Annotated in this window: 22 protein-coding genes; 4 read left to right on the top strand and 18 right to left on the bottom strand. The window is 62.7% G+C overall.

The genetic code is table 11. From position 1 onward, the window contains the following. Nucleotides 1-3 precede the first annotated feature (3 nt). From Q0316_RS12955 to Q0316_RS12885, 15 genes are all read right to left on the bottom strand, one after another. Nucleotides 4-651, bottom strand: a complete 648-nt coding sequence (locus Q0316_RS12955) for a hypothetical protein (RefSeq protein ID WP_298673138.1) — start codon at nt 649-651, stop codon at nt 4-6. A 73-nt stretch (nt 652-724) separates the two neighbouring features. Beyond that, nucleotides 725-1,420: a hypothetical protein gene (locus Q0316_RS12950; RefSeq protein ID WP_298673135.1), complete on the bottom strand. Its 696-nt coding sequence runs from the start codon at nt 1,418-1,420 to the stop codon at nt 725-727. A gap of 48 nt (nt 1,421-1,468) precedes the next feature. Then, on the bottom strand, nt 1,469-2,596 hold the full coding sequence (locus Q0316_RS12945; protein WP_298673133.1) for a phosphoadenosine phosphosulfate reductase family protein: 1,128 nt from the start codon (nt 2,594-2,596) through the stop codon (nt 1,469-1,471). Between the two features lie 30 nt (nt 2,597-2,626). After that, the gene (locus Q0316_RS12940) at nt 2,627-3,205 is read right to left on the bottom strand and encodes a hypothetical protein (RefSeq protein WP_298673131.1); all 579 of its coding nucleotides are present in this window, start codon (nt 3,203-3,205) and stop codon (nt 2,627-2,629) included. Between the two features lie 75 nt (nt 3,206-3,280). Next, on the bottom strand, nt 3,281-3,565 hold the full coding sequence (locus Q0316_RS12935; RefSeq protein WP_298673129.1) for a hypothetical protein: 285 nt from the start codon (nt 3,563-3,565) through the stop codon (nt 3,281-3,283). Further along, on the bottom strand, nt 3,562-3,987 hold the full coding sequence (locus Q0316_RS12930; protein ID WP_298673127.1) for a hypothetical protein: 426 nt from the start codon (nt 3,985-3,987) through the stop codon (nt 3,562-3,564). Before Q0316_RS12930 ends, Q0316_RS12935 begins: the two co-directional genes overlap by 4 nt. A 131-nt stretch (nt 3,988-4,118) precedes the next feature. Then, on the bottom strand, nt 4,119-4,430 hold the full coding sequence (locus Q0316_RS12925) for a hypothetical protein (RefSeq protein WP_298673126.1): 312 nt from the start codon (nt 4,428-4,430) through the stop codon (nt 4,119-4,121). Nucleotides 4,431-4,612: 182 nt separating this feature from the next. Further along, nucleotides 4,613-5,242: a DUF1419 domain-containing protein gene (locus Q0316_RS12920; RefSeq protein WP_298673123.1), complete on the bottom strand. Its 630-nt coding sequence runs from the start codon at nt 5,240-5,242 to the stop codon at nt 4,613-4,615. 71 nt (nt 5,243-5,313) lie between these two features. Further along, nucleotides 5,314-5,781 (bottom strand): hypothetical protein, encoded by a 468-nt coding sequence (locus Q0316_RS12915; RefSeq protein ID WP_298673120.1) that lies wholly within the window; start codon nt 5,779-5,781, stop codon nt 5,314-5,316. A 129-nt stretch (nt 5,782-5,910) separates the two neighbouring features. Continuing rightward, nucleotides 5,911-6,822 carry a hypothetical protein gene (locus Q0316_RS12910; protein ID WP_298673118.1) on the bottom strand — a complete coding sequence of 304 codons (912 nt, stop codon included), beginning with the start codon at nt 6,820-6,822 and terminating at the stop codon, nt 5,911-5,913. Between the two features lie 44 nt (nt 6,823-6,866). Next, complete coding sequence (locus tag Q0316_RS12905; RefSeq protein WP_298673116.1) at nt 6,867-8,060, bottom strand: DUF932 domain-containing protein; 1,194 nt, start codon at nt 8,058-8,060, stop codon at nt 6,867-6,869. A gap of 715 nt (nt 8,061-8,775) precedes the next feature. Beyond that, nucleotides 8,776-9,225, bottom strand: coding sequence for a DUF2147 domain-containing protein (locus Q0316_RS12900; protein WP_298673114.1), 450 nt, complete (start codon nt 9,223-9,225; stop codon nt 8,776-8,778). A gap of 64 nt (nt 9,226-9,289) precedes the next feature. Next, the gene (locus Q0316_RS12895) at nt 9,290-11,776 is read right to left on the bottom strand and encodes a TonB-dependent receptor (RefSeq protein ID WP_298673112.1); all 2,487 of its coding nucleotides are present in this window, start codon (nt 11,774-11,776) and stop codon (nt 9,290-9,292) included. Between the two features lie 216 nt (nt 11,777-11,992). Further along, the gene (locus tag Q0316_RS12890; protein ID WP_298673109.1) at nt 11,993-12,529 is read right to left on the bottom strand and encodes a hypothetical protein; all 537 of its coding nucleotides are present in this window, start codon (nt 12,527-12,529) and stop codon (nt 11,993-11,995) included. Nucleotides 12,530-12,677: 148 nt separating this feature from the next. After that, nucleotides 12,678-15,890, bottom strand: a complete 3,213-nt coding sequence (locus Q0316_RS12885; protein ID WP_298673108.1) for a TonB-dependent receptor — start codon at nt 15,888-15,890, stop codon at nt 12,678-12,680. A gap of 370 nt (nt 15,891-16,260) precedes the next feature. Between Q0316_RS12885 and Q0316_RS12880 the strand changes: the two genes are divergently transcribed. The 4 genes from Q0316_RS12880 to Q0316_RS12865 all read left to right on the top strand — a co-directional run bounded on the left by Q0316_RS12880 (nt 16,261) and on the right by Q0316_RS12865 (nt 18,864). Then, nucleotides 16,261-16,734, top strand: coding sequence for an RNA polymerase sigma factor (locus tag Q0316_RS12880; RefSeq protein ID WP_298673106.1), 474 nt, complete (start codon nt 16,261-16,263; stop codon nt 16,732-16,734). Then, entirely contained in the window at nt 16,731-17,732 is a 1,002-nt protein-coding gene (locus tag Q0316_RS12875; protein WP_298673103.1) for a FecR domain-containing protein, read from the top strand. Before Q0316_RS12880 ends, Q0316_RS12875 begins: the two co-directional genes overlap by 4 nt. A 179-nt stretch (nt 17,733-17,911) precedes the next feature. Further along, the gene (locus tag Q0316_RS12870; protein WP_298673101.1) at nt 17,912-18,442 is read left to right on the top strand and encodes a MucR family transcriptional regulator; all 531 of its coding nucleotides are present in this window, start codon (nt 17,912-17,914) and stop codon (nt 18,440-18,442) included. Continuing rightward, nucleotides 18,439-18,864, top strand: coding sequence for a nuclease (locus Q0316_RS12865; protein ID WP_298673100.1), 426 nt, complete (start codon nt 18,439-18,441; stop codon nt 18,862-18,864). The genes Q0316_RS12870 and Q0316_RS12865 overlap by 4 nt, the downstream gene beginning before the upstream one ends. A gap of 26 nt (nt 18,865-18,890) precedes the next feature. On the opposite strand, the gene Q0316_RS12860 is transcribed toward Q0316_RS12865, so the two are convergent. From Q0316_RS12860 to Q0316_RS12850, 3 genes are all read right to left on the bottom strand, one after another. Further along, a complete protein-coding gene (locus Q0316_RS12860; protein ID WP_298673099.1) occupies nt 18,891-19,301 on the bottom strand; it encodes a type II toxin-antitoxin system VapC family toxin in 411 nt (136 codons plus the stop codon). Beyond that, a complete protein-coding gene (locus Q0316_RS12855; RefSeq protein WP_298673098.1) occupies nt 19,301-19,555 on the bottom strand; it encodes a type II toxin-antitoxin system VapB family antitoxin in 255 nt (84 codons plus the stop codon). The genes Q0316_RS12860 and Q0316_RS12855 overlap by 1 nt, the downstream gene beginning before the upstream one ends. 116 nt (nt 19,556-19,671) lie before the next feature. After that, entirely contained in the window at nt 19,672-21,414 is a 1,743-nt protein-coding gene (locus Q0316_RS12850; protein ID WP_367179695.1) for a strawberry notch C-terminal domain-containing protein, read from the bottom strand. Between the last annotated feature and the right edge of the window lie 91 nt (nt 21,415-21,505).

The following is a 21,505-nucleotide window of genomic DNA, read 5'->3' as shown; positions in this document are numbered from 1 at the left end:
TCCTCAGGCGACCAGCCGGGCCGGCACGGTGTCGGGTTGGGGAAGATGAAGTTCGCGACGGAGCTGGGCGGCGAACCGATCGGGTTTCAGCAGGTCCTCGACCCCCGTGAAGTGATTGCGGTCCCCGCAATAATCGCGGCGTCCCTGCACGCGGCGATACAGAACTTCGCGGCCCCGGCCGAAACAGCCGAGGCTCAGTTCGACATAGATGTCCTCGCCGTGCAGCGTGATTTCGCCGCTGACGGCGATGCCGCCGCGATTGACGCGGATGTCGTAGCTCTCATCGGCCAGGCCGAGCGCGTCGGCGAGACGGCGCAGCGCCTTGCGGCCCTCGCTCAGGAAGACCTTCTTGGCATGGGCATCATAAGCGACGCCCTTGTGCGCGAGCGGGATCAGCGCGGGCTTGCTGCGAAGATCGGCGACGGCGTCCATGCACTGGCGACGGAGCAACACGTCCGGGCCGCCGATCGTCGCGGCAAAGGCGCCGAGATGGCGCGCCAGCAGGATCACGGCGGGATCGCTGTCATGGGGTTTGCCGGCGTTGCGGCAATCCTCGATGGCGGTGGTGAGGCCATGGAGGCAGTTGGCAAGGGTGGTCAGCGCGGACGGGTCGAGCGCCTGTTGGAACCGGAAGACGACATCATAGGACATGGGCGATGCTCCTGAGATCTGGGCGCAATCCAACGCCCGCCCCACTCCCCACTCCCTCCCCTCCCTGCAGCGATCACCATTCGCTTTCGGGGAGATGGCCGGTGGTGCCCGCATCCCGGTCGAGCAGCAGATAGGTGCAGCCCTGATCGCGGGCGAAGGTCAGCGCGGCGGCGAGATCGGCGGGAAGCTTGTCCTGGTCGGCGGGGGCCACCGGATTGGCCGATACGAACCAGCCATAATGGTTGTCGGCGACGCTGAGCGGACGCTGCATCGGATCGGTCTGCGCCCATTCGTCGAGCAGGCATGCGGTTGCCTCGGTGATGTGGCTGTTCGACAGCACCACATAGACGCCATATTCCAGTTCCTCGCGATCGATGCCGGTGACGGGATCGACGCGCAGCTTGCGCGATTGGAGGCGGACTTCGGGATGGCGATTGAAATAGTCCCGCGTCGCCGTTGCATCATCGAGCGTGGCCGGATCGCGCGGGTCGTTGATCTCGCCCCACTGGCCCCGGCAGAAGTCCGCGACCTGTGCGAGCAGGCTGCGATGGTCGATCGCCGCGAGCATCAGGATACCGCCGCCATGCGTGATCTGCGCCATATGGAGGAAGATGGGCCACGGCACGGCGGTCTTGCCGATCGCGGCGATACCGGCGCCGAACTCTGCCAGCAGCGCGTGCATTTCGTCGTTGTTCGGCATGTAGGTTTCGAGCGCGGCGCGTACCCGCTCGAGGAGCGCCAGATGATCCGATCTGGTGGTGTTCGTCATCGGGATGATCCTTCGCGGCTGGAGGAGGAAAGCGAGGGCTCGCGCCCGTCAGGCGCGGCGCGCCCGCTTGAGCGCGACCAACTCGGCGAAGCGGTCGCGGACGGCGGCGGCGTTGGGGTAGAGGGCGCGAAGTCCATGGCGCGCGAGGATCGGCGCGCGCGCATCTGCGATCACGGCCGCTTCCGCCAAGGTAGGGATGCGCGGCGGCCATCCCTTCACAAACCGCAGGTCCGGCGGCATCGATGCTTCCAACGCGCGACGCTCGCTTGCATCGCGTTTTGCCAGGTCGATGGCGGCGCCAAGTTCGGACGGTAGCGCGTCGGGCGCAACATCGGCGAGCCAACGGGCCGGTTGGAAGGAGAAGGTCGAAACCGCTTCCATGCCGACCAGATGAAGATAGTGATCGAGATTGGCTGGCGCACGCACGGACGCGGTGAGGTCGTGTAGCGAGGCCAGCACGCAGAACCGGCAACTCAGCCGTGTCGCGCCATGGACATGATAGGCCTCGTGCAGCGGAACCCCGCCCCGCGCGTGGCAGGCGAACACGCTGTCGGCCGCCCAATCGACCAGTGGATGCCAGAGCATCATGCGCGTGCCGTGGCGGTTGCCGGGTTTGGCGAACCGGGAATCGACCTTCGAGACCGGGGTGTTGCGCCGCCGTCGGCTCTCGTCGCGACGGATGCCGATCACCGAGATGATCGTCTGCCCGCGCAGACGCCGCGCGAGCTCAGGACCGATGACCTGCGCCTTCAATTCCGAGGTGCAGAAGCGGAGCGACGAGGACGACCAGGGACCGATCAGATTATAGGTTTCGAGCGCTTCGTAGCGCGTCTTGCCGTTTGCGAACCTTTGCTCCCAGCGCGCCACCATGTCGCCCGCGCCGCGGCGCACTACGATTAGCGGCACGCCGATATGGGCGGCGATGGCTTCCACGGTCGCGGGTGTCGTCTCCCATTCGGCGCGGCCAAGATCGGCATGGACGGCGATGCGGCGGTCGCGGGGGTGGCCCATGCGGTCGAGCAGGCCGCTCACCGCATGGGCGGACGCGCCGCTGTCCTTGCCGCCGGAGAGATTGAAGGCGACCCACGCGCCATGGGCGAGCGCATCGCGGACGCGGGCGTCGATCGCCAGCGCCGGAAGAGCGCGATTGAACGCGCCCGGCATCAGGGTGGACATGATGATTTCCCGTTCAGGGGCGAGAAGCGTTTAGGGCTGCCTCGTGTCCGGCGATTGCAACGCCTCGCTCATCAGCCAGCCGGTCGAACCGCCGATGATGTCGGTGCCGGTGACGACGAAATAGCCACCGCCATGCTCTCCGGGCCGCAGGCGGTCGCAATAGCACGCCCATTCGAAGCCGAACGGCAGGGCCGATGGGCAAGTCTTCTGGATCAGGTTCGCTACCGCGCGCACGTCGACCTGGTGGCCGCTGATCAACGCGACAGCGCCCGGACCGTCATCGGCAGTCCGGATCGACAGGTCCGCGTCGAACTGGGGGAATTCGGGATCGTCCCAAAGATCGAGGAAGGCGGCGAAAGGATCGTTCTCGTCGGTGCGGATCGGGAAGGCCGCGCGAAAAGCCGCGCTTCGTTCGTCATAATAGGCTCTCGCCGCGTCCAACTCCTCGCCAGGGATGCCGCAATCGATCTCGTCCGCGACCTCGAAACATTCCGCGAGAAGCGCGGCTTCATCGGGAGTGATGTGAATGTCGAACGCAGTTTGCAGGTATGTGTTGGCCATGGGATGGATCTCCACGCGGGGCAGCGAACCGTTCGCTTCCGCACCCATCCCCACTCCCTCCCCTCCGGGCTGACAGCTTCCATATCGCGGCCGTGGCCTCAGGGCGTTCCGCGCCGCCGGAGCCTATTGCGAGGCGGCCTTTCCGGGAATGCAAGGTTGAAATTCCACATCATAAGCGGTGGAACGGAGGAACTCGGGATCGTCTACCTCATCGACCAGATAGCCGATCACTTCGTCAGCCGGTTCGGCATCGAGGATATGCTCACCGACGGGAACGAGGCGGACGGGAAAGCCTTGCGCGCTGAACACCTGATCGGCTCTCTTCAGGGCGTCGTGCTGATCGCCAGCTTCCACGGCGACTTTCACCCGGATGACCGTGTAGATATGGACATGGTGGGTGGCGTTCATTGTCCCGCCTCCTCCACGACGCTTTCGCCGTCGACCGCGAACGCACCGTTATCGGTGTCGATCGCATCATGGTCGCTGCAATAATCGTCGATCTGCTCGATGGTGGGAGAGAGCCATTCGACGAACCGATCGGCCTGCTCGAACATCGGCAGATCATGCGATTCAACTACCTGTACATTCTTCGCCGCAAGTTCCGAGTTGATTTCCGCCAGTATCTGGGCGTCGGCGTCATCTTTCTCCTCGAAGTGAGTGTCCCACTCCTCGCGGGTGAACTCCTCGCCTTTCGCTGCCAGTAACTCCGCTCGTGTTCTTGCTTGCTCAATCACAACGGCGGTCAGCTTGTCCCTCAAGGTGATCAACGTCGATGTTGGTATCGTCGCTACACCCATGGCACGCGCATATTTGGCCGGGTCGAAACTCATTGGATGTCCTCCTTGGCCTGATGATCTGATTTGCAATCAAGTGTTTGCGTGGCCCCACTTGGCGGGAACGTGCCAGGCGACCTAGACCAGCTCCGTGTGGAGGTGGCTGGATCGGCGGACGCGGGTATGGGTCAGCCGGCGAGGCGGCGTTCGAGATTCTCGATGACCGCGCCGATAGCCGGTGACGGAACGGCACCCTGATATTCAGCCCACAAGGCGTCGGGGTCCGCGAACTCATGGGTGAAGACCGGGCGGCCGAGCAGCGCGTTCATGCCCTCGACGAAATGGCCGAACGGCATGCAGAGGCAGTCCTGGCGAAGCTGGAAGAGGCCGCGATCCTCGATCGAGAGCGCCCGCCAGCGTTCGTCGGTCGCAAAGCGCACCGCTTCGTCACGGGTCAATTGCCGCACCGCAAGGCGCGGTATGGATGCAATGCTGGACATGGAATGTTCCTCGCTGGGTGATGACGAGAGGACCGAAAAATGGATCGCCGGACAGGCGGCGGCGCGGTGGACAGGAACGATCGCCCTTCCCGCGCCATCTTTGGGCGGGCGCAACGCGATTGGCCCGCAAGCACCGGCCGCCAGGTGACCGATGCTATTGGGACCGGCGGTTGCTCCGGCGCCTATCGCGCGCGATGCCGGGGGAGTTCGGCGGCGATTTCGTTGTCGGTCAGATCGGCGAGCCGTTTCAGGACGGTCCCGAATCCCGGTTCGTAGATCAGGATCGTCCGGGACCCCCGCAGGTCGCCCGCGTTCGCAGCCCCGTCGCCATTGCGAAGGTGCCCGCGAAAGCCTCGGTGCGTGAACGACCAGATCGCATCGAGCTTCTGATCGCGGGTGAGCCCGGTCGCGTCACCCGTCTCCCAGAGAATGATGGCCGTCCGCATTTTGGTGGGCGCGTCTCGGTCGGAAAGGCAACAGAAGCCGTGGAACCACCGCTTCTTGCCGGCGATGACGATCTCGAAGAAGACCGAACCTACCGCGCCGGCTTTCAACTCGGACAGGGCGAACATGTCCGGCGCCATGAGGCGCGGCGGCATCATCTCGAACATCTCGTTGTAGGATTGCTGCGTGATTTCGAACCAGCGGCCTGCCCATGCCTGCCCGGAGATACGCTCCCCCAGCGGCGCGTCGGGCTCCTCGTTCATCAGTTCTAGCATGATGCCATGTGGGACAACTAGGGCATGGATTTTGTGGAAGATGGGATCGATGGACATGGTGATCACCTCGGATAGAGGGCAGCCCGGCCGCATGGCGTGACCGGGCGCCGTGGAGCGCCGTGTCCCGACACCGGAGCGCAATCGCCGATGCCGGGACTCTCGGATTACGCGGCCTGTTTCAGCGCATCCGGGCCGAGAACCGGATCGGGATCGGGCACGGTCTCGGCGCGCATGTCCGAATAATGGTTGTCCTCCATCCAGCGTTCAGCATGTGCCATATCGCGGGCGAGGAAGCGCAGTTGCTCCCGCGCCCCATGGCCGGTGAGCACGCGGACCATCCCCGGCTTCGGCGTCTCGACGATGTCGAACGGATTGGGGCTTTCGGCGCTGAAGAGACGCCGGACCACCATGACGATGACGCCCTCGCTCTCGAAATCCCCGAGGCGGAGCGTGAAATATGCGGGCGACGTGCCCTTGGCCGGCTGCCGCTCGACCAGGCGGCCGGTCCCGTTCTCATTCTCCCAGGCGCGCAGCTTGCGCTTGAAACGTTCGGGCGGCCGGGGTTGGCCGTTGCCGTAGCGAATGAGGCTTCCCAGGGGAGCGGTCGCATAAATATTCTGGGCAGTGTGCATTTTGGATGCCTTCCGGAAATGCGCGGCGCGGCGGCGTGCCGGTCGCGAGGTTGAATCGAGGCGACGACGATCCGACAGACCGTCGGCTATCCTCACCACCCCCTTCCCCCTTCCCTCCGAGCCTGAACGTCAGGCGGCGAGAGCGACCAGTGGCAATGCCGTGACATCGCCGCACGTCGTTCCTCGATTGAGCACCGGATAGGGCAGGCTCGGAACGTTGCGCGCCGCGAGCCGGGCCGCCTTCGTCAGTGGGAAGAGATAGGCGTGGCAGCCAGGATGGCGCTGGCGGCGCAGAAAGCCGTCGCGCTCAAGGTCCGCGAGCCATCCGGCACGGGATTCGCGTGGGCCGGGCGGACGTGCCCCCGCCCGGAGCAGCGTCTCCATCGCATAGCGCTGGCCGCACTCGGCGTTACGGATCTTCGATATGGCGCGTGACGAAATCGGGCGGCCGTCCGGCATGATGAGATCGGTGCGCGGGCTGGAGCGCCCGGTATAGCGGGCCGCCATCACGGCATAGATCCCGCCGACATGGCCGGGCAGGATGACATTGCCGAGGGCATCGACGCGACAAACCGGATCGGCGTAGGAGATGACCGAGAGGATTTCGGGTTTCTCGCGCCTGAGCAGCCGGAAGGCGCGTGACACCAGGAAGGTTTCGGCATTGCCACCCTGCGATTGATCGATCACGAGCCGGCCGAGATCGCAAGCCGACCGCGGATTGGACAGGCCCGCCGTCTTGGGGACGCTGGCGTCGTTGACGGGATGCGAGAAGACGCAGACGCCGACCAGCTCGGAGCGGCGGCCGCGTCCGTTTGCGAACAGACCGATGGAAAGCCGGGCGACCGGCATCGATCCGCTATAGTGATGGGCGAGCACGAAGGGCGCGGCCTGCTCGGTCGTGCTGATGACGTCGACGGCAAGGCGCTTCGGGTCGATCTCCGTTGCCTGAGGAATCCAGCGGCAGCGCCGATCGCGCCACCGCTGGGTGCGGGACGTGAACATGGTCATAGTCCTTGATGACCGTCGCGCCCGCCCGAACAATCACGCATATGGGCGCAATTCGGGCGGGCGAGGCCGGCGCGAGGTCAGTTGATCCGTTCGAGCAGGGCGCGCGCCTTGGCTTCGAGGTCGAGCCGGCTGTCCTGCTGGGTCTTCGAGCGGGCGAGCGCGGTGATGCCGTTCACGAAGTCGAACACGCTCTCGGGCGGCCGCCCCTCCTCGGCCAGGACCGTCTCGATCACTTTCGTGGTCTCGGACTTGGAGAAGCCGCGCTTGCGCAGGAAATCCTCACGATCCTGGTCCTTGCGGGCGACGATGCGTTCGCGCGCGGTGCGGATTCCGTCCACGAAGCTGCGGGGCGAGGCGTCGGCGAAATGTTCCAGCGCCGGTTCGGCCTGCTGGGCGAAGCGTCCGGCGGCAAACTTGCTGTGCCGGATCTTGATCTCCTCGAAACTCTCGACGCCCCAGAGAATGCGGTTGGCGCACACCGCGCGCAGATAGAAGGTCGCGATGCCGAGCGTTTTCGCGCCGACCTCGCTGTTCCAGCAATAAAAGCCTCGGAAGAAGAGATCGGGATCGCCGTTGGGCAGGCGCCCGGCCTCGATCGGATGGGTGTCGTCGACAAGGAAAAGGAAGATGTCGCGATCCGAGGCGTAGAGCGTCGTCGTCTCCTTCGAGACATCGACATATGGGTTATATTGCATCGTCCGCCAATCGAGCACGCCAGGGACCTTCCAGCGCGTGTCGCCGGTGCCGTTGCCCGCGAATCGCATCACCGCCTCGACAAGCTGGTGGTCCCAGATCCGGCCATAATCGGGGCCGGTGACGGCACGCAGCTCGGTGCGGCCATTGTCGGTCTGGAGCAGCTTCACGTGCTCGGCGCGGTGGTTGAGCAGGCCGTGCTGCAGGTTGATCCCGGCGAGCGCGGCGGGAAGATCGCGCAGATAGGAGGCGGGCGCACCGACCATGCTGCACATCTGGCCGAACGACCAGTTGGTAGGTGCGATCGGCATGTCGCTTTCCGGGAGGAGCAGCGCGAGCCGTTCGGGGGCGTCGCGGCGCGCCTCGACACGGATTTCCCGGCTTTCGACGATCTGGGTATGGGCGCGCTGCGCGCGGGCGTGAACGCTGGCATGAAGGTCGCCGAGCGACAGGAAGCGCTCGTCGTCGGGTCGCGAGAACCATTCGGAGGAGACGCGGTCATTGGATGAGCCGCGCGAGAGATCGACGTGATAGGTACCGGGCGCCGGGCGCGCGGCGGAAAGGGCAAGGCTTGCCATGGGAATGTCTCCGAGAATGTGGATTGACGTGCGCCGGTCGCGATGCTCACCGCGCCACCCGGCCCCTATTCCCTTCCCCCTCCCCTCCATTCCGGTGATCAGCCGCCGATCCGAGATGCGACTGACGTGTGCGACGGCGCCAAGCCCGGTTGCGCTTCTGATTGGTTGCTATTGCTTGCACCTCCTTTCGCCAATCAACGACGCGACCAACTTAAGTATCGTGGCACACACGTGGCACAATAGGCGGTCAAAACATGTAAATTTACGTCAGTAATTACAAAAGAAATACAATGCTTTCAAGAGCTTCTGCGGATAACGTTATTTTAGAAAGATTTATCGACCACCTCGCGCATCATCCGGCTAAGCAGCTGCGTAGCGGACAAATCCTCTCAGCAGCCATCTCGGCGAACGCCTCCTTCAAGACGCGCTCGACGCGAAAGGTAAAGGTCACATCGGTCATTACCGCTCCTGATTGCGCCAGGCAAAATAGTCCACCCGCCATGTTTTCATTTGTAACACGTCACGCGATACGCTGCGATATTGAAGGGAGTTCACGCCCTTAATCTGCTTCCTCGCTACGGCTGAGTTTGCGAGAGTTTCGATGCGCCGGCAAAGATCGACCCGCTATCGTGCGCTCGTGGCGTCGAAGGCGGTAATCCGGCTTCCGGGCCGCTCACCCTTCTTTCCGATTTCAGCGCGAAACGCCACCACGAGATCAGCGCGCCCGCGTCCAGACCTTCGTTCGGCAGAAAATGGCTGCCTTGCATCCTTTCACCTCAAGCTTGCCGTCGTCCCGAAGCGTCAGAAACCCCCTGACCGCACCTTCGCCCGTCTCGGGGTCATAGACCGGGCCGCCTTTCCATTCGCGCGGACCACCTTCGAAGCCTTGCAGCACGACCAGTCCCTTCAGGCGCCGGTCGCGCAGACTGGCCTCGGGATTGTTCACGTCGCGCCGGTCGGGGTTGGCCCGCAGGGATGCGGCATCGATCACCTTGCCGCACAGCGACGAACCGCAGCGGTAAACCTCGACGCGGCCGCGCTGGCTTCCGGTCGCCCAGACGCCGTTGATGACGTCGTTCCCCCGCGAAGCCTCGGCCAGCCCTCCGCCGGTGGCCACAACGACGGCGAAAGCCAGAATCATTCTCGGTGCGACGGTCGATTTCATGGTCGGCTATGCCTCCGGTGTAGAAGAGATCAGGATAACGGGAGAAGGACCGGGTCATCGTCGTCTAGAAACGCTTGCGAACTTGCAGGCGCACGGTGCGCCCCAGCGGGTCGACCTCGTCGTGCGCATAATCCGCCGGCACGCTGCCGTCGGCGAGCGTCACATGGCGGTATCCGTTAAGCAGGTTCTGGATATCGAGTGAGATTTTCACGCCCTTCACCGCAGCCTTGTCTTTCCAGCGTTCGAGCAGCCGGTCCAGGGCGACGAAGGCGGAGAGATTGAACATCACCGGCGAGCTGAGCCGGAACGTGCTGTCGGGACCGGCGCCGGTGACATGCGCCGTGCTGTTCCAGCTCGCGCCGAGATTGGCGCCGAACGCCCGCTTGCCGAACCCGAGCTGCATCCCGACCATGTGCCGGGACGCCCCGCCGCCGCCCAGTCGCTCGATCACCGGAAGTCCTTCGCGGATCAGCATATCGCTGCGCAGTCGCCAGTTGTGCGTGATCGACAGAGTGAACTGGATAGGGTCGCCTGCTGCCGCGCCCTGCCCGGCGCGGCGCAAGCGCAACGCCATGTTCGAATTGAGCCCGTTTTCGGTATCGCGCGCGATATTGATCGGGCGCGCATCGACAGAGACCAGATGGCCCTCGCCGTCTCGGGTGACACGCTCGGGGAACGCCGCCTCGATCGCGGGCGTCAATTCCGGAAAGCCCGAGGGGATTCCTGTACCGACCGCGCGGCGATAACCGACATTGACCGTGAGCTTCTCATTCCCCAAGGGCCGGATCATAGTGGTCAGCATGAACGTCTGCCGGGTCCCGCGTCGGAGAGCGGGATTGCCGCCGGTGATCCATGCCGGCGCGGCCATCTCCTGCCCGACATAATCATACATCCGCCTGATGGTGGTGATGGTCGGGCCATCAAGCTCGTAGAAGGATGGAGCGGCGTCCGCCCGGTCGATGCTCGCGCGAAGCTGGATCGGCGGGATCGGGGTCCAGGTGATCGCGCCGCTTCGACGACCCTGCACGCCGCTGCCGGTCATGGCCAGCTCGGCGGCGGTGAGATCGATCGAGAGATCGCCCAACGCGGCGAATCCGGAACCACGCGCGGATACCGGTAGCGAAAGCGCGACCTGGCCGTTGAGTTGCGAGAGTGTCGAACGGTCCGAAGTCGTGGAACCGTCCAGGCCACCGCTCTGCGTCGTCACCGAATGGATCCGGCTGGCGTCGGCGGAGACGCTGAGCGCAATGCTGCCGGCCGGCAGCCTGACGATGCCCTTCTGGAGGCCGATGCGCGCGCCAAGGGTGTCGGAGCGATACCGATTGCGGGTGGCGAGCAGGTAGCGTTGGTCGAGCGGCCCATAGGGATCGAGCACCGTATCGCCCGCGTCGATCATGTCCTGAAGCCGGGCCGTGTCGATCCCGGTTTCGAACACGCTCCTCGACTCATTATGCGCAACATTGACCGCGAAGCTGGTCTGCCAGCCGTCGACGATGCCGTTCACGGTCAGCGATCCGCCAAGCATCTGTGTGCTACTGTCCTGACGCAGCGCGCGCGTGCCGGCGAACGGGCGGTAGAGCATGACATCCTGGCCGAATGGCGACCACGGGCTTCCCGCCGGAAGCAGCAAGGAGGCCATCGGCAATCCGTTCAGGCCGTGGCTGTCATTGCGGTTGACGTTGAGGCTGAGCGACACCGAGAACGCGCCGAGCGGCCGCGTCACGCCGATCGCGAACGACATGGCGCGCCGCGACGGCAGCAGCGTCTCGAAGCGATTAGGGACGAGCGGATGGCGCCGGTTCGCCGTCGCCGCAAAATCGGCGATCGAAGGGGGTTCATCGCCAGTCGGGGGGATCGCCGCGACCGTGACGGTCGAGCCCGCCGCCCGACTGAGCGCGGGGTCGATCTCGCCGCCGCCGAGCCCGGTGACGAAGCCAGCGCCATCGAACACTCCGGCGGGCGGCGGAACTTGCCGCGCGCTCATCAGCAAGCTGCTGTCACGGGAGACTTGCGCCTGCGCGTTCCAGCGCGTGTCGCCGCTGATCGCCATGCGCGAGATCGAGACGCTGCCGCCATATTGACCCCCGGCGGTCGCGGCGGATGCACCTGCATCGAGGTCCAGGCTGGCGAATTTCTGCTTGAGCACGAGGTTGACGACGTGCTTGCCCGACGGCGCGCCATATTGCGCCGCCGCCTCGGGCTTCAACACCGCGAGCCGGGTCAACGCCTCGGGCGGGTAAGCCAGGATCGAGCGGTCGAACCCTACCGGCTTGCCGTTGACCAGGATTACCGGCTCATCGCCATTGGGGTCGATCATCGGCTGAAGCTGAATCAGCAGCTCCTGGATGCTGTCGGCGCCGTGGCTGGCGATCTCGTTTTCGTCGAATTCCGATTCCGCCGGAACGCTCGCCTCGCCCCGCCGCGTCGCGGTGACGACGATATCTCTGGTGTCGGCGGGGGAAGCTGCCTGTCGCGCAGTCGTTCCTGCCGCGACGTTCCCCTTGTCCGTATCGGCAAGCGCGGGAACCGCCTGGACAGCCAGGCCCAGCAACAGCGGGGTGGAAACTCGTCTCAGCGCAATCACATTGCGACGCCCACCTGAGCCTCTTATCGAAAGCGCGCCAGCAGCGGCTTGCCGCCGCTGGTCCGGAAAGGGCCGCACCGTGGTAGCGGTGCGGCCAGTAGTATCCGGTGGAGAGCGAATGTTCCGATCGGTTGACGCCGATCGGGACATTCGCGAAGCCGCCAGACGGCGGCTGAATGGCCGTCAGGGAACCGCGACGATCGTCGGGCTGGTGACGAGCGTCGTGGTCACGCTGCAATTCGGCGCGAGCGGGCCGTTGAACACGATATTGCCGCTGGTATCGACCGTGAAAGCAGCATTGGTCTGGTCGCACATCGTAACGGGAACGCCAGCCACGGTGAGAATGACCTTCAGATCAGCGACCTCACCCTTCACATGGGTCGCATCGACCGTTCCGGTAATCTTGAAAGTGGATGGCGCGACGCTAATCGACGTGCACAGGCCGCTGCCGGTATTGCTGCCACCCCCGAGGGTGCCGTTGACGCCGTCGCCGGTGTTGCCAGTAATCGTGAGTGTGCAAAATTGCGTCGGATAACCGGTTTTCATGAGCGTGGCAGATCCCGTCGCGGAAAACGCGGTGCCCGTTGGCGAGACGGACGAGGCATATGCCGGCGCCGCGATAGTGGCGGCGACCAGAGCCAGCCCCGAGATCATCGAATATAGTTTCATATCACTCTCCTGCATATAGCGACACAGTTGCCGCTTCTTCAAGACGATCATGCACAATCACAAGCATGATCCACATCATCCACAATATTATGGACGATTACTTGTTGAGAATAAAATTCTCTTCTCAAGATTATTATACACAAATATTAAGAGTCAACTTTTTAATGTAAATTAAATCTCATTTCTTCTATTTTTACTATCAAAATTTCTTAGACATGCTGAAAGCAAAGATTCGCGGATCGAGCGTAAAGACGTTGGCGGTGAGGCCGCTGTCGTCACTGTTGAGAAACGCGTCGGTGATCGGCGTCTTGTTGAACACGTTCTTGACATAGAACTGGAACGCCAACCCATCCGCAGGCCGCTCCAGCGTGAGCGACAAATTGGCGTTGTCCCACGCTTTCAGCCGGTCGATCGGATCGTTATAAACGCGGGCCCAACTCGCCCCCTGGCGATAGTAATCTCCGCGCAGCGTCATACCCCAATCGCCGATCGGAAGCGTATATTGCGCGCCGAGATTCATCGTCCAATGCGGCGAATTGGGAAGCTCCTTGCCGCCAAGATCCGCGTAGAAGCCTCGCCCCTGATTGGGAGCGTCGGTCGCCGGGTCATAGGTGAAACCATAGAAGAGGGAGTTTAGCGAGCCGGTCCTGAAGTCCGAAGCATAGGACGCACCGCACAAGCCGCTAAGAGCCGACAAGGCACTTTCATTTGAAAAGAATGGGCTGTTCAGAATTGTTGCCACGTCCGCTTTCGGGGCAATGCAATTGGACGCGAGTTGCAGCCATGGCTTCACCACCATCCAGTCCGGATTGCCCTGGGTGCGGTTCATGACATCGATCGACTTCATGCCGTTGGCGATGCGCGTGCCGAGATAACCGACATTGCCGTTGAAGCTTAGGCGGGGCGTTGCCCGCCATACCATCTCCAGCTCGGCACCCCAGATGTCAGCGTCGTAATTCTCGTTGAGCGCAATGCGGTCGATGATCTGCGATACCTGATAGTCCTTGTACTTATAGAAGAAGGCGTCAGCGTTGAGCGTCAGCCTGCCGCCCGCGAAGGTATTCTTCATACCGACCTCGAACGCATCGACGCTTTCGGGCTTGAAGGTCGCCGGTTCCGGAAAGAACTGGAGCCATTGGGGATTCGCATCGATACCGGGAGGGTTCACACCGCCGCCCTTGTAGCCGCGCGAATAGGAAGCGTAGAATAACGTCGCGTCCGTGAAACTGAGGCGCGGTGTCCAGTCGACCACGAACCGCCCCGTGACCCGGCCCCAATGCTGCACGACGTCGGGCGACGCCGGATAGCCCATGTTGACATAGCCGCCGCCGATCATGCCGGTGGTGAGCAGCAGTTGCGACTTGTACGGCGTCGCCGTCTTCCTATCGTCGGTGTAGCGCAGGCCAGCCGTTATCTTCAGCGTGTCGGTCGCTTTCCAGTAAAGCTCGCCGAACGCGGCCAGTGATCGCGTGCTGGCGACGTTGCGGCTGCGGAAATAGTTATGCCCCTGCCCGTTGATCGAGCCGAGCGGATTGGGATCGACATAGGCACAGAGATCGTCCCCCGTATAAGTACCGCAATCGCGAACCGGGAATCCAAAATTACCACCGCCGAATACCTCGCGAGCAATGGCGGTAAAGACGTTGTTGAAGACATAATAGTCCTCATCGATCTTGAATTTCAGGTAATTGGCGCCGAAGCTGAAATTGACCGGACCGTCGAACGAGGATTGCAGCCGTATCTCCTGATACCATTGCTCACTGCGCGACTTCACCATGTCGACGCCAACGATCGCATTTGACGACCCCAACTGCGGATCGTTCAAGATTCCATTGGGCGATATGCCGACAATCGGATCGGTCGGATAGAACGGGTTAATCAGCCCTGCTGAATTATTGAACACAGGCCCGCTATTGAACCTGTTATAATCCTGGGTAGAGTAATAATAATCCTTGGTGTATAGGGTCTGGGAATAAAGCTTGATCGACGGCGTCACTGCAAGCTCGGCATTTAACTGGAAGACATCATTCCTGGCCCTGAAGGTCGGGTCATATGTGGTCGCAATCTGGCGTAGGTCGTGCGATTGCGTCACGCCGCTATAGGGGTCTTTATTGGGATTCAGCAGATTCAATACAGTTTGGTTAGCCCCGCCGCCGGGAAGAAAACCCATCTGGACGATTTGGGCCGCCGTCAGCAGATAAGGCAGCGAGTAGCCGTTCGGAACGCCATAGGCGCCGCTATCGTAGAGCGATCCGTCGGAGCATCCCTGGCTCAATTGCCCGCGCGTCATCAGCAAGTTGCTTATATCCATCCCGCCGACCGAGGACGGACCGGGATCGGTATGGCAAAGCTGCTTACCAGTGCGCGATCGATCGTCCTTCTCGTTGAAATGCTCCCACGCTGCCGTCACCTTGAACCGGCTCGACGGCTCCCAGGTCGCGGTCAGGCGCGTGCCCCACAAATCGCGGCCGTTGACGCTGCGATTGGTGACCGTGTTGTAGTCATAGCCATCCCGGCTCGTCCACGCGCCCGCGCCACGGATCGCCAGCGTATCGGTCAGCGGGATGTTGAGCATCCCGCTCGCGCGCATCGACCCGTAGTTGCCACCTTCTAGCTTGAGGTCGCCAGCGAACTTGTCCAGCCTGGCGAAGTTGGGGATCATGTTGACCACGCCGGCGGTGGCATTGCGGCCATAGAGTGTGCCCTGCGGCCCGCGCAGCACCTCGACTCGCTCAACGTCGAAATATTCCTGTTCGAACAGGCGGTTCCTGAGCATCGGAGAATTGTTGAAACTGATCGCCACCGCGGGATCGGAGGTCACCGACAGCGCCTTGGTGCCGATGCCGCGGATCGAGAAATTGTAGCTGGCGAAATTGGTCTTCGAGAACGTGACATTGGGTATCGCGCGCAGTAATTCGGAGCCGCCCTCGATCTTCTGGTCAGCGAGCGATTTGGCGGAAAAGGCCGACACCGCAATCGGCACCTTCTGGATCGATTCCGCGCGCTTCTGCGCGGTCACGATGATGTCGCCTGACTGAGGAGTTTGCGGATCAGTGGCGGCGCTTGCCGTGCTGGCAGCTTGTGCGTTTCCCGCGTTCCTCACCACGAAGACATTGCCATTGCGCCGATAGGTCAGGCCCGTGTCTTTCAGCAGCGTCCGCAAGGCGGTCTCAGGGTCGGACTGCCCCTTGGTGCCCTGTGTCATCTTGCCGCGCACGATCTCGGCATCGGCCATGATCGTCATGCCGTTCTGCAGGCCGAAATCCTTGAGCGCGGGGGCCAGCGGCTGCGGCGGAATATTGTAATTGACGACGGCATCGCTTGCGTAGGCAGGCACCGCTGTCGCGGCCAACCCGACCACCGCGACGCTACCCAGAAGAACGTGCTGCAACGCAGCTATACGAAAACTCATAAACCTCTCCCCTCTGGAGCATTCAACATCGGGGGCTTTGCCCTCTGGATGTCACAAGAAAATTCTCCACCGTCGCTCCATAAGACACGCGAAACTGCCCTTCGGGGGGATCGCCTGAATGGATTTTTTTCGGAACTGGCTTTGCCGTAACGGCAAGGCCCAGAGATTTTTTTTGGGCGGGCTCGAATTTTATCCCCCCGAAGGGCAGTCTCGCGTGTCTTAAGCCATAGAACATCGGAAAAATGGCCGTGGAGGGGGCGCGAGACGAAGGGATGATGAATGGGTGTTACGCGCAGGGTCGATACCAGCCCGGTAGGAGCCGAAGCTGACAATGGTGTCGAGGCCTGCGGCACCGGATTTCGGCGCATGGATGAAAATCTACGGCCCGATCCTCCGCCGGTATTTTCTGCGCCGCGTTCCCGAGAATGACGTCGATGATCTTGTGCAGGATGTTTTCCTGCGGATTCAAAGCGCGCAAGCGGACGAGCCGGTCAAGAATATAGAAAGCTATCTGTTTACGACGGCGCATAACGTTTTGGCCAACCGATACCGCGACCAGGCGACGCGAAGTGCGCTGATGCGCCGCGAACTGACCGAAAGCGCCGAGGTGATTGACCTGCTCACACCCGAGCGCATCGTCATCGGACTTGAGGAATACGAACGCGTGATCACAGCCATATGTGACCTTCCGCCCCGGGTCCGCCAGGCCTTCGAGCTCAACCGATTCGAGGGATTGACCTATCAAGCGATCGCTAACCGCATGGGCATCAGGATGAACTCCGTCAAGGAGCTTATCCATCGCGCGCTGGGTCGGATCGCCAAGGAACTGGAGACGGGCCGATGAACCCCGAAAGCCTTGCAGATCGGGACCGGCTTCGATCCGAGGCCGTGCGCTGGTACGTCGAGCGATTGTCAGGTGATATGACGCTGGAGGACGAACATCGCTTTCTTGACTGGCTCGATCGGTCGCCCGCGCATCGCAAGGCCTATCGAACCGTCGATCGCGCGTGGCTCATCACGGGGATGGCAAAGGACGACCCCGCCCTGTCGGACAGCCGAGCGCAATTGGCGAGCGCCGCACCGATGCGCGTGGCCCCGAACCGCCTAAGGCTGTTCGCGACTGCCGCGTCGATCCTGCTTGCTGTCGGCATTGGATCGTCTGCGATCGCGCCTTACCTGGTCGGCGATCACGATGGCCAGGTGCAGGCGTTCCAGACCGCGACGGGCCAGCGCACCACGATCACGCTTCCCGACGGCTCGATCGTCACGCTCGACTCCCAAACCGCTATGCGCTTCACCGACCTGGCCGAGGAGCGGCGCGTCGAACTGTTTCGCGGTCGCGCCTTTTTCAAGGTTGCGCACAATCCCTCTCGTCCCTTCACCGTTACGGCCGCGGGCAAGCGCGTGCGCGCGATAGGCACCGCGTTCGAGGTCAGCGTGGATCGCGGCGAAATGGCGGTCGTCCTCGCCGAAGGCAAGGTGCGCGTCGAAGAGGTGCAAAAGACCGCCAACGGAACCGATATGACGGCCGGACGCCAACTGGTCGTCTCCCCCAACCGGCAATGGACGGTGAGCACCGTCGACGTGAAAAAGGAGATAGGCTGGACCGAGGGCCGCCTGATCTTCATGCGCGATCCCTTGGCAAAGGCCATCGAGGAAGTGAACCGCTACTCGACCCGCAAGTTGACGTTCAAGGACGGCCAGATCCCGGACAAGGAGATTGTCGGCGTGTTTTCCGCTGGCGACGTGGAGAGCTTCATCACCGCGCTGGAACTGAACGGGATCGCGAAGCGCGTTTCCACGACCCCCGACGAAATCATTATGGAGAAGGACGGGCGATGAAAGAAAGCGCTGCTCGCAATGGCCGACACCAACGTCTTCACGCTCAATCCACGCACCTTCGCTTTCAGCGTGAGCAAAAGGTTCTGAGCTTAGGCCGTGTTGACGTAGTGGATTCCGAAGCGGCGTGATCTGTGATTCAAGACTGCCTTTTGTTCTGCCATTCCTATGAAAGTGAGCGCATGACTGACGCGATCGGCCCGTCCATCACGCTGACAGTCGACATTGTTTCAGCTTATTTATCCAACAACGAAGTGGCGGTGTCTGAGGTCGAAACCGTGATCGGGGTAGTTCATCGGGCGTTGAAGCGGCTTGCGCAGCGAGCTGTGACGATCGAGACGAAGCAAAAACCCGCCGTATCCATCAAAGCTTCGGTCAAACCAGACTATCTTGTCTGCCTTGAGGATGGGAAGAAGTTGACCATGCTTCGTCGCTACCTGAGAACGCATTTCGGAATGACGCCGGCGCAATACCGATCGAAATGGAACCTGCCCTTGGACTATCCGATGGTGGCGCCGAGTTATGCGCGCAAGCGGAGCGAACTTGCCAAGGCGCGCGGTCTCGGTCGCAAGCCGAAGGCTGTTGCGGCCGAGACCGTGCAAACCGTCGAGTCCAAGCCCGCGAAGGCCGTCACCAAGGCGCCTGCCAAGGCCATCAAGCCGGTCGCGGCGGGTCGTCTCCGCAAGAAGGCCGCGTCCGCGCAACCGGTATGACCGCCCACCGATCGCGTTCGAAGGCGCTTATCCTCATCGGCGCGGGCTCGTTCCTTGCCCCGACTGCCGTATTCGCCGATCCCTGCACCGCGCCGCTGCCCTCGCCGGGCGCACAATTCAGCGGTGTGGTGCGCTATATTGGGGATGGCGATGGCCTATGCGTCGGCCCGATGGGAAGGCCGGATCGTTGGATCGAAGTCCGCCTCGCCGATTTCTACGCTCCCGAACTCCACGAGCGGGGCGGCGAGCAGGCCAGGCAGCGCCTGCGGTCTTTGGTGTTCGGCCGCACGGTCGCCTGCGTGGCCGACCATCGAAGCTATGACCGTATCGTGGCCGCCTGCATGGTCAACGGCAAACCGCCGGGTGATGAACTGCGACGCCTGGGCGGTATCGAGGGCGGTCGAGGCATACCGAGAAGATGACGCGTCGGCACCGCGCCTCACGCCCATTAATCGTCCGGCAAGGTGACGATATCGGTGTCGCGCAGCAGCCTGTCGAGGGCGATAAGCGGCGTTCCGGCGACCTTGGCGTGAGCATAATGGAAGCAATCGAAATTGCTGAGCTTGCGCTTGCCAATGCCATGTTCCTGCGCGACCTCCACGGCATAGAGAAGCGCGTCCGCCGGCAATGGACACTCACGCAACTCGATGTTGCGCAGCGCCAGCCATTCGGTGACTAACGCATGGGCCTCGATATAGGGACAATCCAGTTGATCGGGCCGCGATAGGACAATGATAGCCTCCCACGCGGCCAGAGCCGAAGTATAAGGCGCCTCCGCCGCCATGATGGCGCGATCGTAGGCGGGAGCGGTTTCCTCATTCGCGAAGATCGAAATGATCGCGCACGCATCGATGAACATCAATCGTCGTCGATCAGATCGTGATCAAGCTGATGCCAAACGTCCGCGCTGACGGGTTTGCGGCCAGGCACGAAGGAAAGCCTCTTGCCAGCAAGAAGGCGCTGGGCGGTATCGGAAGGCGTTTCCTTCCGGACCCGCTTCTGGATCGCCTCTTTGAGGGCGATCACCACCGCATCGGTGATGGACGTCTCGTCTAGCTGCGCCAATCGTCGTGCGAGACTGTCCGCTTCGGGGTTTCTGATGCTCAATGTCATTGTATAGCTCCGCTTGTATGGCAATATATACCTTCATCAGCCATACGGCAATCCGATATGCGATTTCTCGCAAGGGGCGAGTCCGGACCGGCTTGGTGTAGCCGGCCCGGCCAGCATCATGCCGGCACCCGGTCCATCGTGGCGAGGACGGTTTCGGCCTGGTCAGGTGGGACGAACAATCTCGTCCGATAGGAGATAATTTCGGTGAAGCAGCCCAGCGACTTCAGCCAATCGAGCTGGTCGAACGGATAGCCGCGAATTTCCAGACGCGGCTGATCATTGACGCGGACCCGGATCAGTCGCGCGCCCGGCAAGGCGTCGATCCGCCCGCCCTCGGTTGAAACAGCAGCGGCGACTATGTCGGCCGGTGTAAGCCGAACAGCTTCGGCAACGTTGAAACTAGCCGCCGTCGCCGAGAGCATTTCGGCCGAGATGATGCGGCCAAGCCGGGATTCGCCGGTCGCCTCGTCGACGATCCGCCAGACGCGCACGTCGTCCTCGGGGAGCCTGTCCCACACCGGCAGCAGCAGGCCGGTTGCGATGTGGACCGTCTCGATATCGACCTGCTCGCGCGCCTGATCGACCTCGGCGTCCCACAGCGCACGAAATGTCGGCTCGTCGATCCGGTGCCAGAAGCTGCGCGCGAGATTTTCGAGAGTTGCGCGATCCTGGCCGGTCGGTCGAATGAGCTGGCACATCGGGACAGGCCGCCCTTCCTCGTCGATCGTGGACCAGGACGGTACGCGCAACGCGACCCGACCCGAGCGGGTGTTGCGAACGAAGGCGATATCGTCGGTCCCACCCCAGACATTCATCAGGCGCTCGAAGGTGGTGACCGATCGCTTGAGGTGGAGGCTCAGCTTCTGAAGCCGGGTCTCGGCTCCGGAAATCGGCTCGCGATGAATAACGATGTCGGAGAGCAGGTCGATCCGGCTTGCCTTGATCGTCTCGACGCCCAGATCGAGCGTGCCGGCTTCGCGCGCGGCGTCGATGCGCGCCTGGATCAGCCCGAAGAACTCCTCGAAAATCGCGTCCTGCGTGGCGATGCGAAGGGCGAGCAGACGATTGAGCCAGCGCTGGATCGGCGGCAGGCGCTCCAGCAGTTCGCCGCCCTCGCTGACGGTGAGCTTCAAGCCGGTCATCTTCTCGAACGCATCCAGCGTCGTGCTGGTGAGCTTGCCCGCGTGGAGCAGATGATACCATTGATGGAGCGCATCCCTGGCATAGTCGCTTTCGAGGTTGTCGGCAGGATCGAACAGGTTCTGGCTTCCGGCTTGCCGCTGGCCGCGTGTGAGCGCCCCGAGTGCATCCAGGCGACGGGCGATGGTGGAGATGAAGCGGCGTTCGCCTTTGCAGTTCGTGGTGACCGGGCGGAAGATCGGCGGTGAGACCTGATTGGTGCGGTGCGTCCTGCCCAGTCCCTGGATCGCGGCTGGCGCGCGCCAGCCCGGTTCGAGCAGGAAGTGGACGCGCCGGCCATGGGCGCTCTTGCAGTTCCGGTCGGAATGATAGGATCGCCCGGTTCCGCCGGCGCCTGAGAACACCAGGATATCCTTGTCGCCGTTCTGGAAGGCGTCGGTCTCGGCGATGCGGGCGAGCGGGCTGAGGCGCTCGATCTTCTGTCGCCCGTTCGCGTCCGTGATGATCCGGCGGGTGCGTCCGGTGACTTCGGCGACGCGGTCCGCGCCGAAATGCCGGATGAGTTCGTCGAGCGCGGTCGCAACCGGCGGCATCGCGCAGAGCCGCTCGACCAGCCCGTCCCGGATCCGCAGCGCTTCCTGCGAGAGCAGTGGATTGCCGTCCTCGCCGATTGCAGGACGCGAACGAAGCTCCCCGCTGTTGTCCCGAAAGACAGCCATCTGGCGGGTCGGGAAAGCGTTGTTGAGATAGTCGATCAGTTGTTCTTTGCAGTCGCAGTTTATGTCGAGCGTGGCAGCGGGAGGCGCAGAT

It is taken from the genome of uncultured Sphingomonas sp. (genome assembly GCF_937871615.1).
Lineage (GTDB): Bacteria > Pseudomonadota > Alphaproteobacteria > Sphingomonadales > Sphingomonadaceae > Sphingomonas.
The sequence above is the reverse complement of the archived record's forward strand: the minus strand, read 5'-3'. Positions and strand labels throughout refer to the sequence as shown.

Bases quoted from the DNA above. Each gene is read 5' to 3' on its own strand.
- Q0316_RS12935 (WP_298673129.1), bottom strand. From the start codon at position 3,565: ATGAACGCCACCCACCATGTCCATATCTACACGGTCATCCGGGTGAAA.
- Q0316_RS12875 (WP_298673103.1), top strand. From the start codon at position 16,731: ATGAACCCCGAAAGCCTTGCAGATCGGGACCGGCTTCGATCCGAGGCC.
- Q0316_RS12905 (WP_298673116.1), bottom strand. From the start codon at position 8,060: ATGGCAAGCCTTGCCCTTTCCGCCGCGCGCCCGGCGCCCGGTACCTAT.
- Q0316_RS12900 (WP_298673114.1), bottom strand. From the start codon at position 9,225: ATGAAATCGACCGTCGCACCGAGAATGATTCTGGCTTTCGCCGTCGTT.
- Q0316_RS12890 (WP_298673109.1), bottom strand. From the start codon at position 12,529: ATGATCGTCTTGAAGAAGCGGCAACTGTGTCGCTATATGCAGGAGAGT.
- Q0316_RS12855 (WP_298673098.1), bottom strand. From the start codon at position 19,555: ATGACATTGAGCATCAGAAACCCCGAAGCGGACAGTCTCGCACGACGA.
- Q0316_RS12955 (WP_298673138.1), bottom strand. From the start codon at position 651: ATGTCCTATGATGTCGTCTTCCGGTTCCAACAGGCGCTCGACCCGTCC.
- Q0316_RS12915 (WP_298673120.1), bottom strand. From the start codon at position 5,781: ATGCACACTGCCCAGAATATTTATGCGACCGCTCCCCTGGGAAGCCTC.
- Q0316_RS12850 (WP_367179695.1), bottom strand. From the start codon at position 21,414: ATGGCTGTCTTTCGGGACAACAGCGGGGAGCTTCGTTCGCGTCCTGCA.
- Q0316_RS12925 (WP_298673126.1), bottom strand. From the start codon at position 4,430: ATGTCCAGCATTGCATCCATACCGCGCCTTGCGGTGCGGCAATTGACC.
- Q0316_RS12860 (WP_298673099.1), bottom strand. From the start codon at position 19,301: ATGTTCATCGATGCGTGCGCGATCATTTCGATCTTCGCGAATGAGGAA.
- Q0316_RS12865 (WP_298673100.1), top strand. From the start codon at position 18,439: ATGACCGCCCACCGATCGCGTTCGAAGGCGCTTATCCTCATCGGCGCG.
- Q0316_RS12945 (WP_298673133.1), bottom strand. From the start codon at position 2,596: ATGTCCACCCTGATGCCGGGCGCGTTCAATCGCGCTCTTCCGGCGCTG.
- Q0316_RS12885 (WP_298673108.1), bottom strand. From the start codon at position 15,890: ATGAGTTTTCGTATAGCTGCGTTGCAGCACGTTCTTCTGGGTAGCGTC.
- Q0316_RS12930 (WP_298673127.1), bottom strand. From the start codon at position 3,987: ATGAGTTTCGACCCGGCCAAATATGCGCGTGCCATGGGTGTAGCGACG.
- Q0316_RS12920 (WP_298673123.1), bottom strand. From the start codon at position 5,242: ATGCGGCCGGGCTGCCCTCTATCCGAGGTGATCACCATGTCCATCGAT.
- Q0316_RS12880 (WP_298673106.1), top strand. From the start codon at position 16,261: ATGAAAATCTACGGCCCGATCCTCCGCCGGTATTTTCTGCGCCGCGTT.
- Q0316_RS12950 (WP_298673135.1), bottom strand. From the start codon at position 1,420: ATGACGAACACCACCAGATCGGATCATCTGGCGCTCCTCGAGCGGGTA.
- Q0316_RS12940 (WP_298673131.1), bottom strand. From the start codon at position 3,205: ATGGGTGCGGAAGCGAACGGTTCGCTGCCCCGCGTGGAGATCCATCCC.
- Q0316_RS12870 (WP_298673101.1), top strand. From the start codon at position 17,912: ATGACTGACGCGATCGGCCCGTCCATCACGCTGACAGTCGACATTGTT.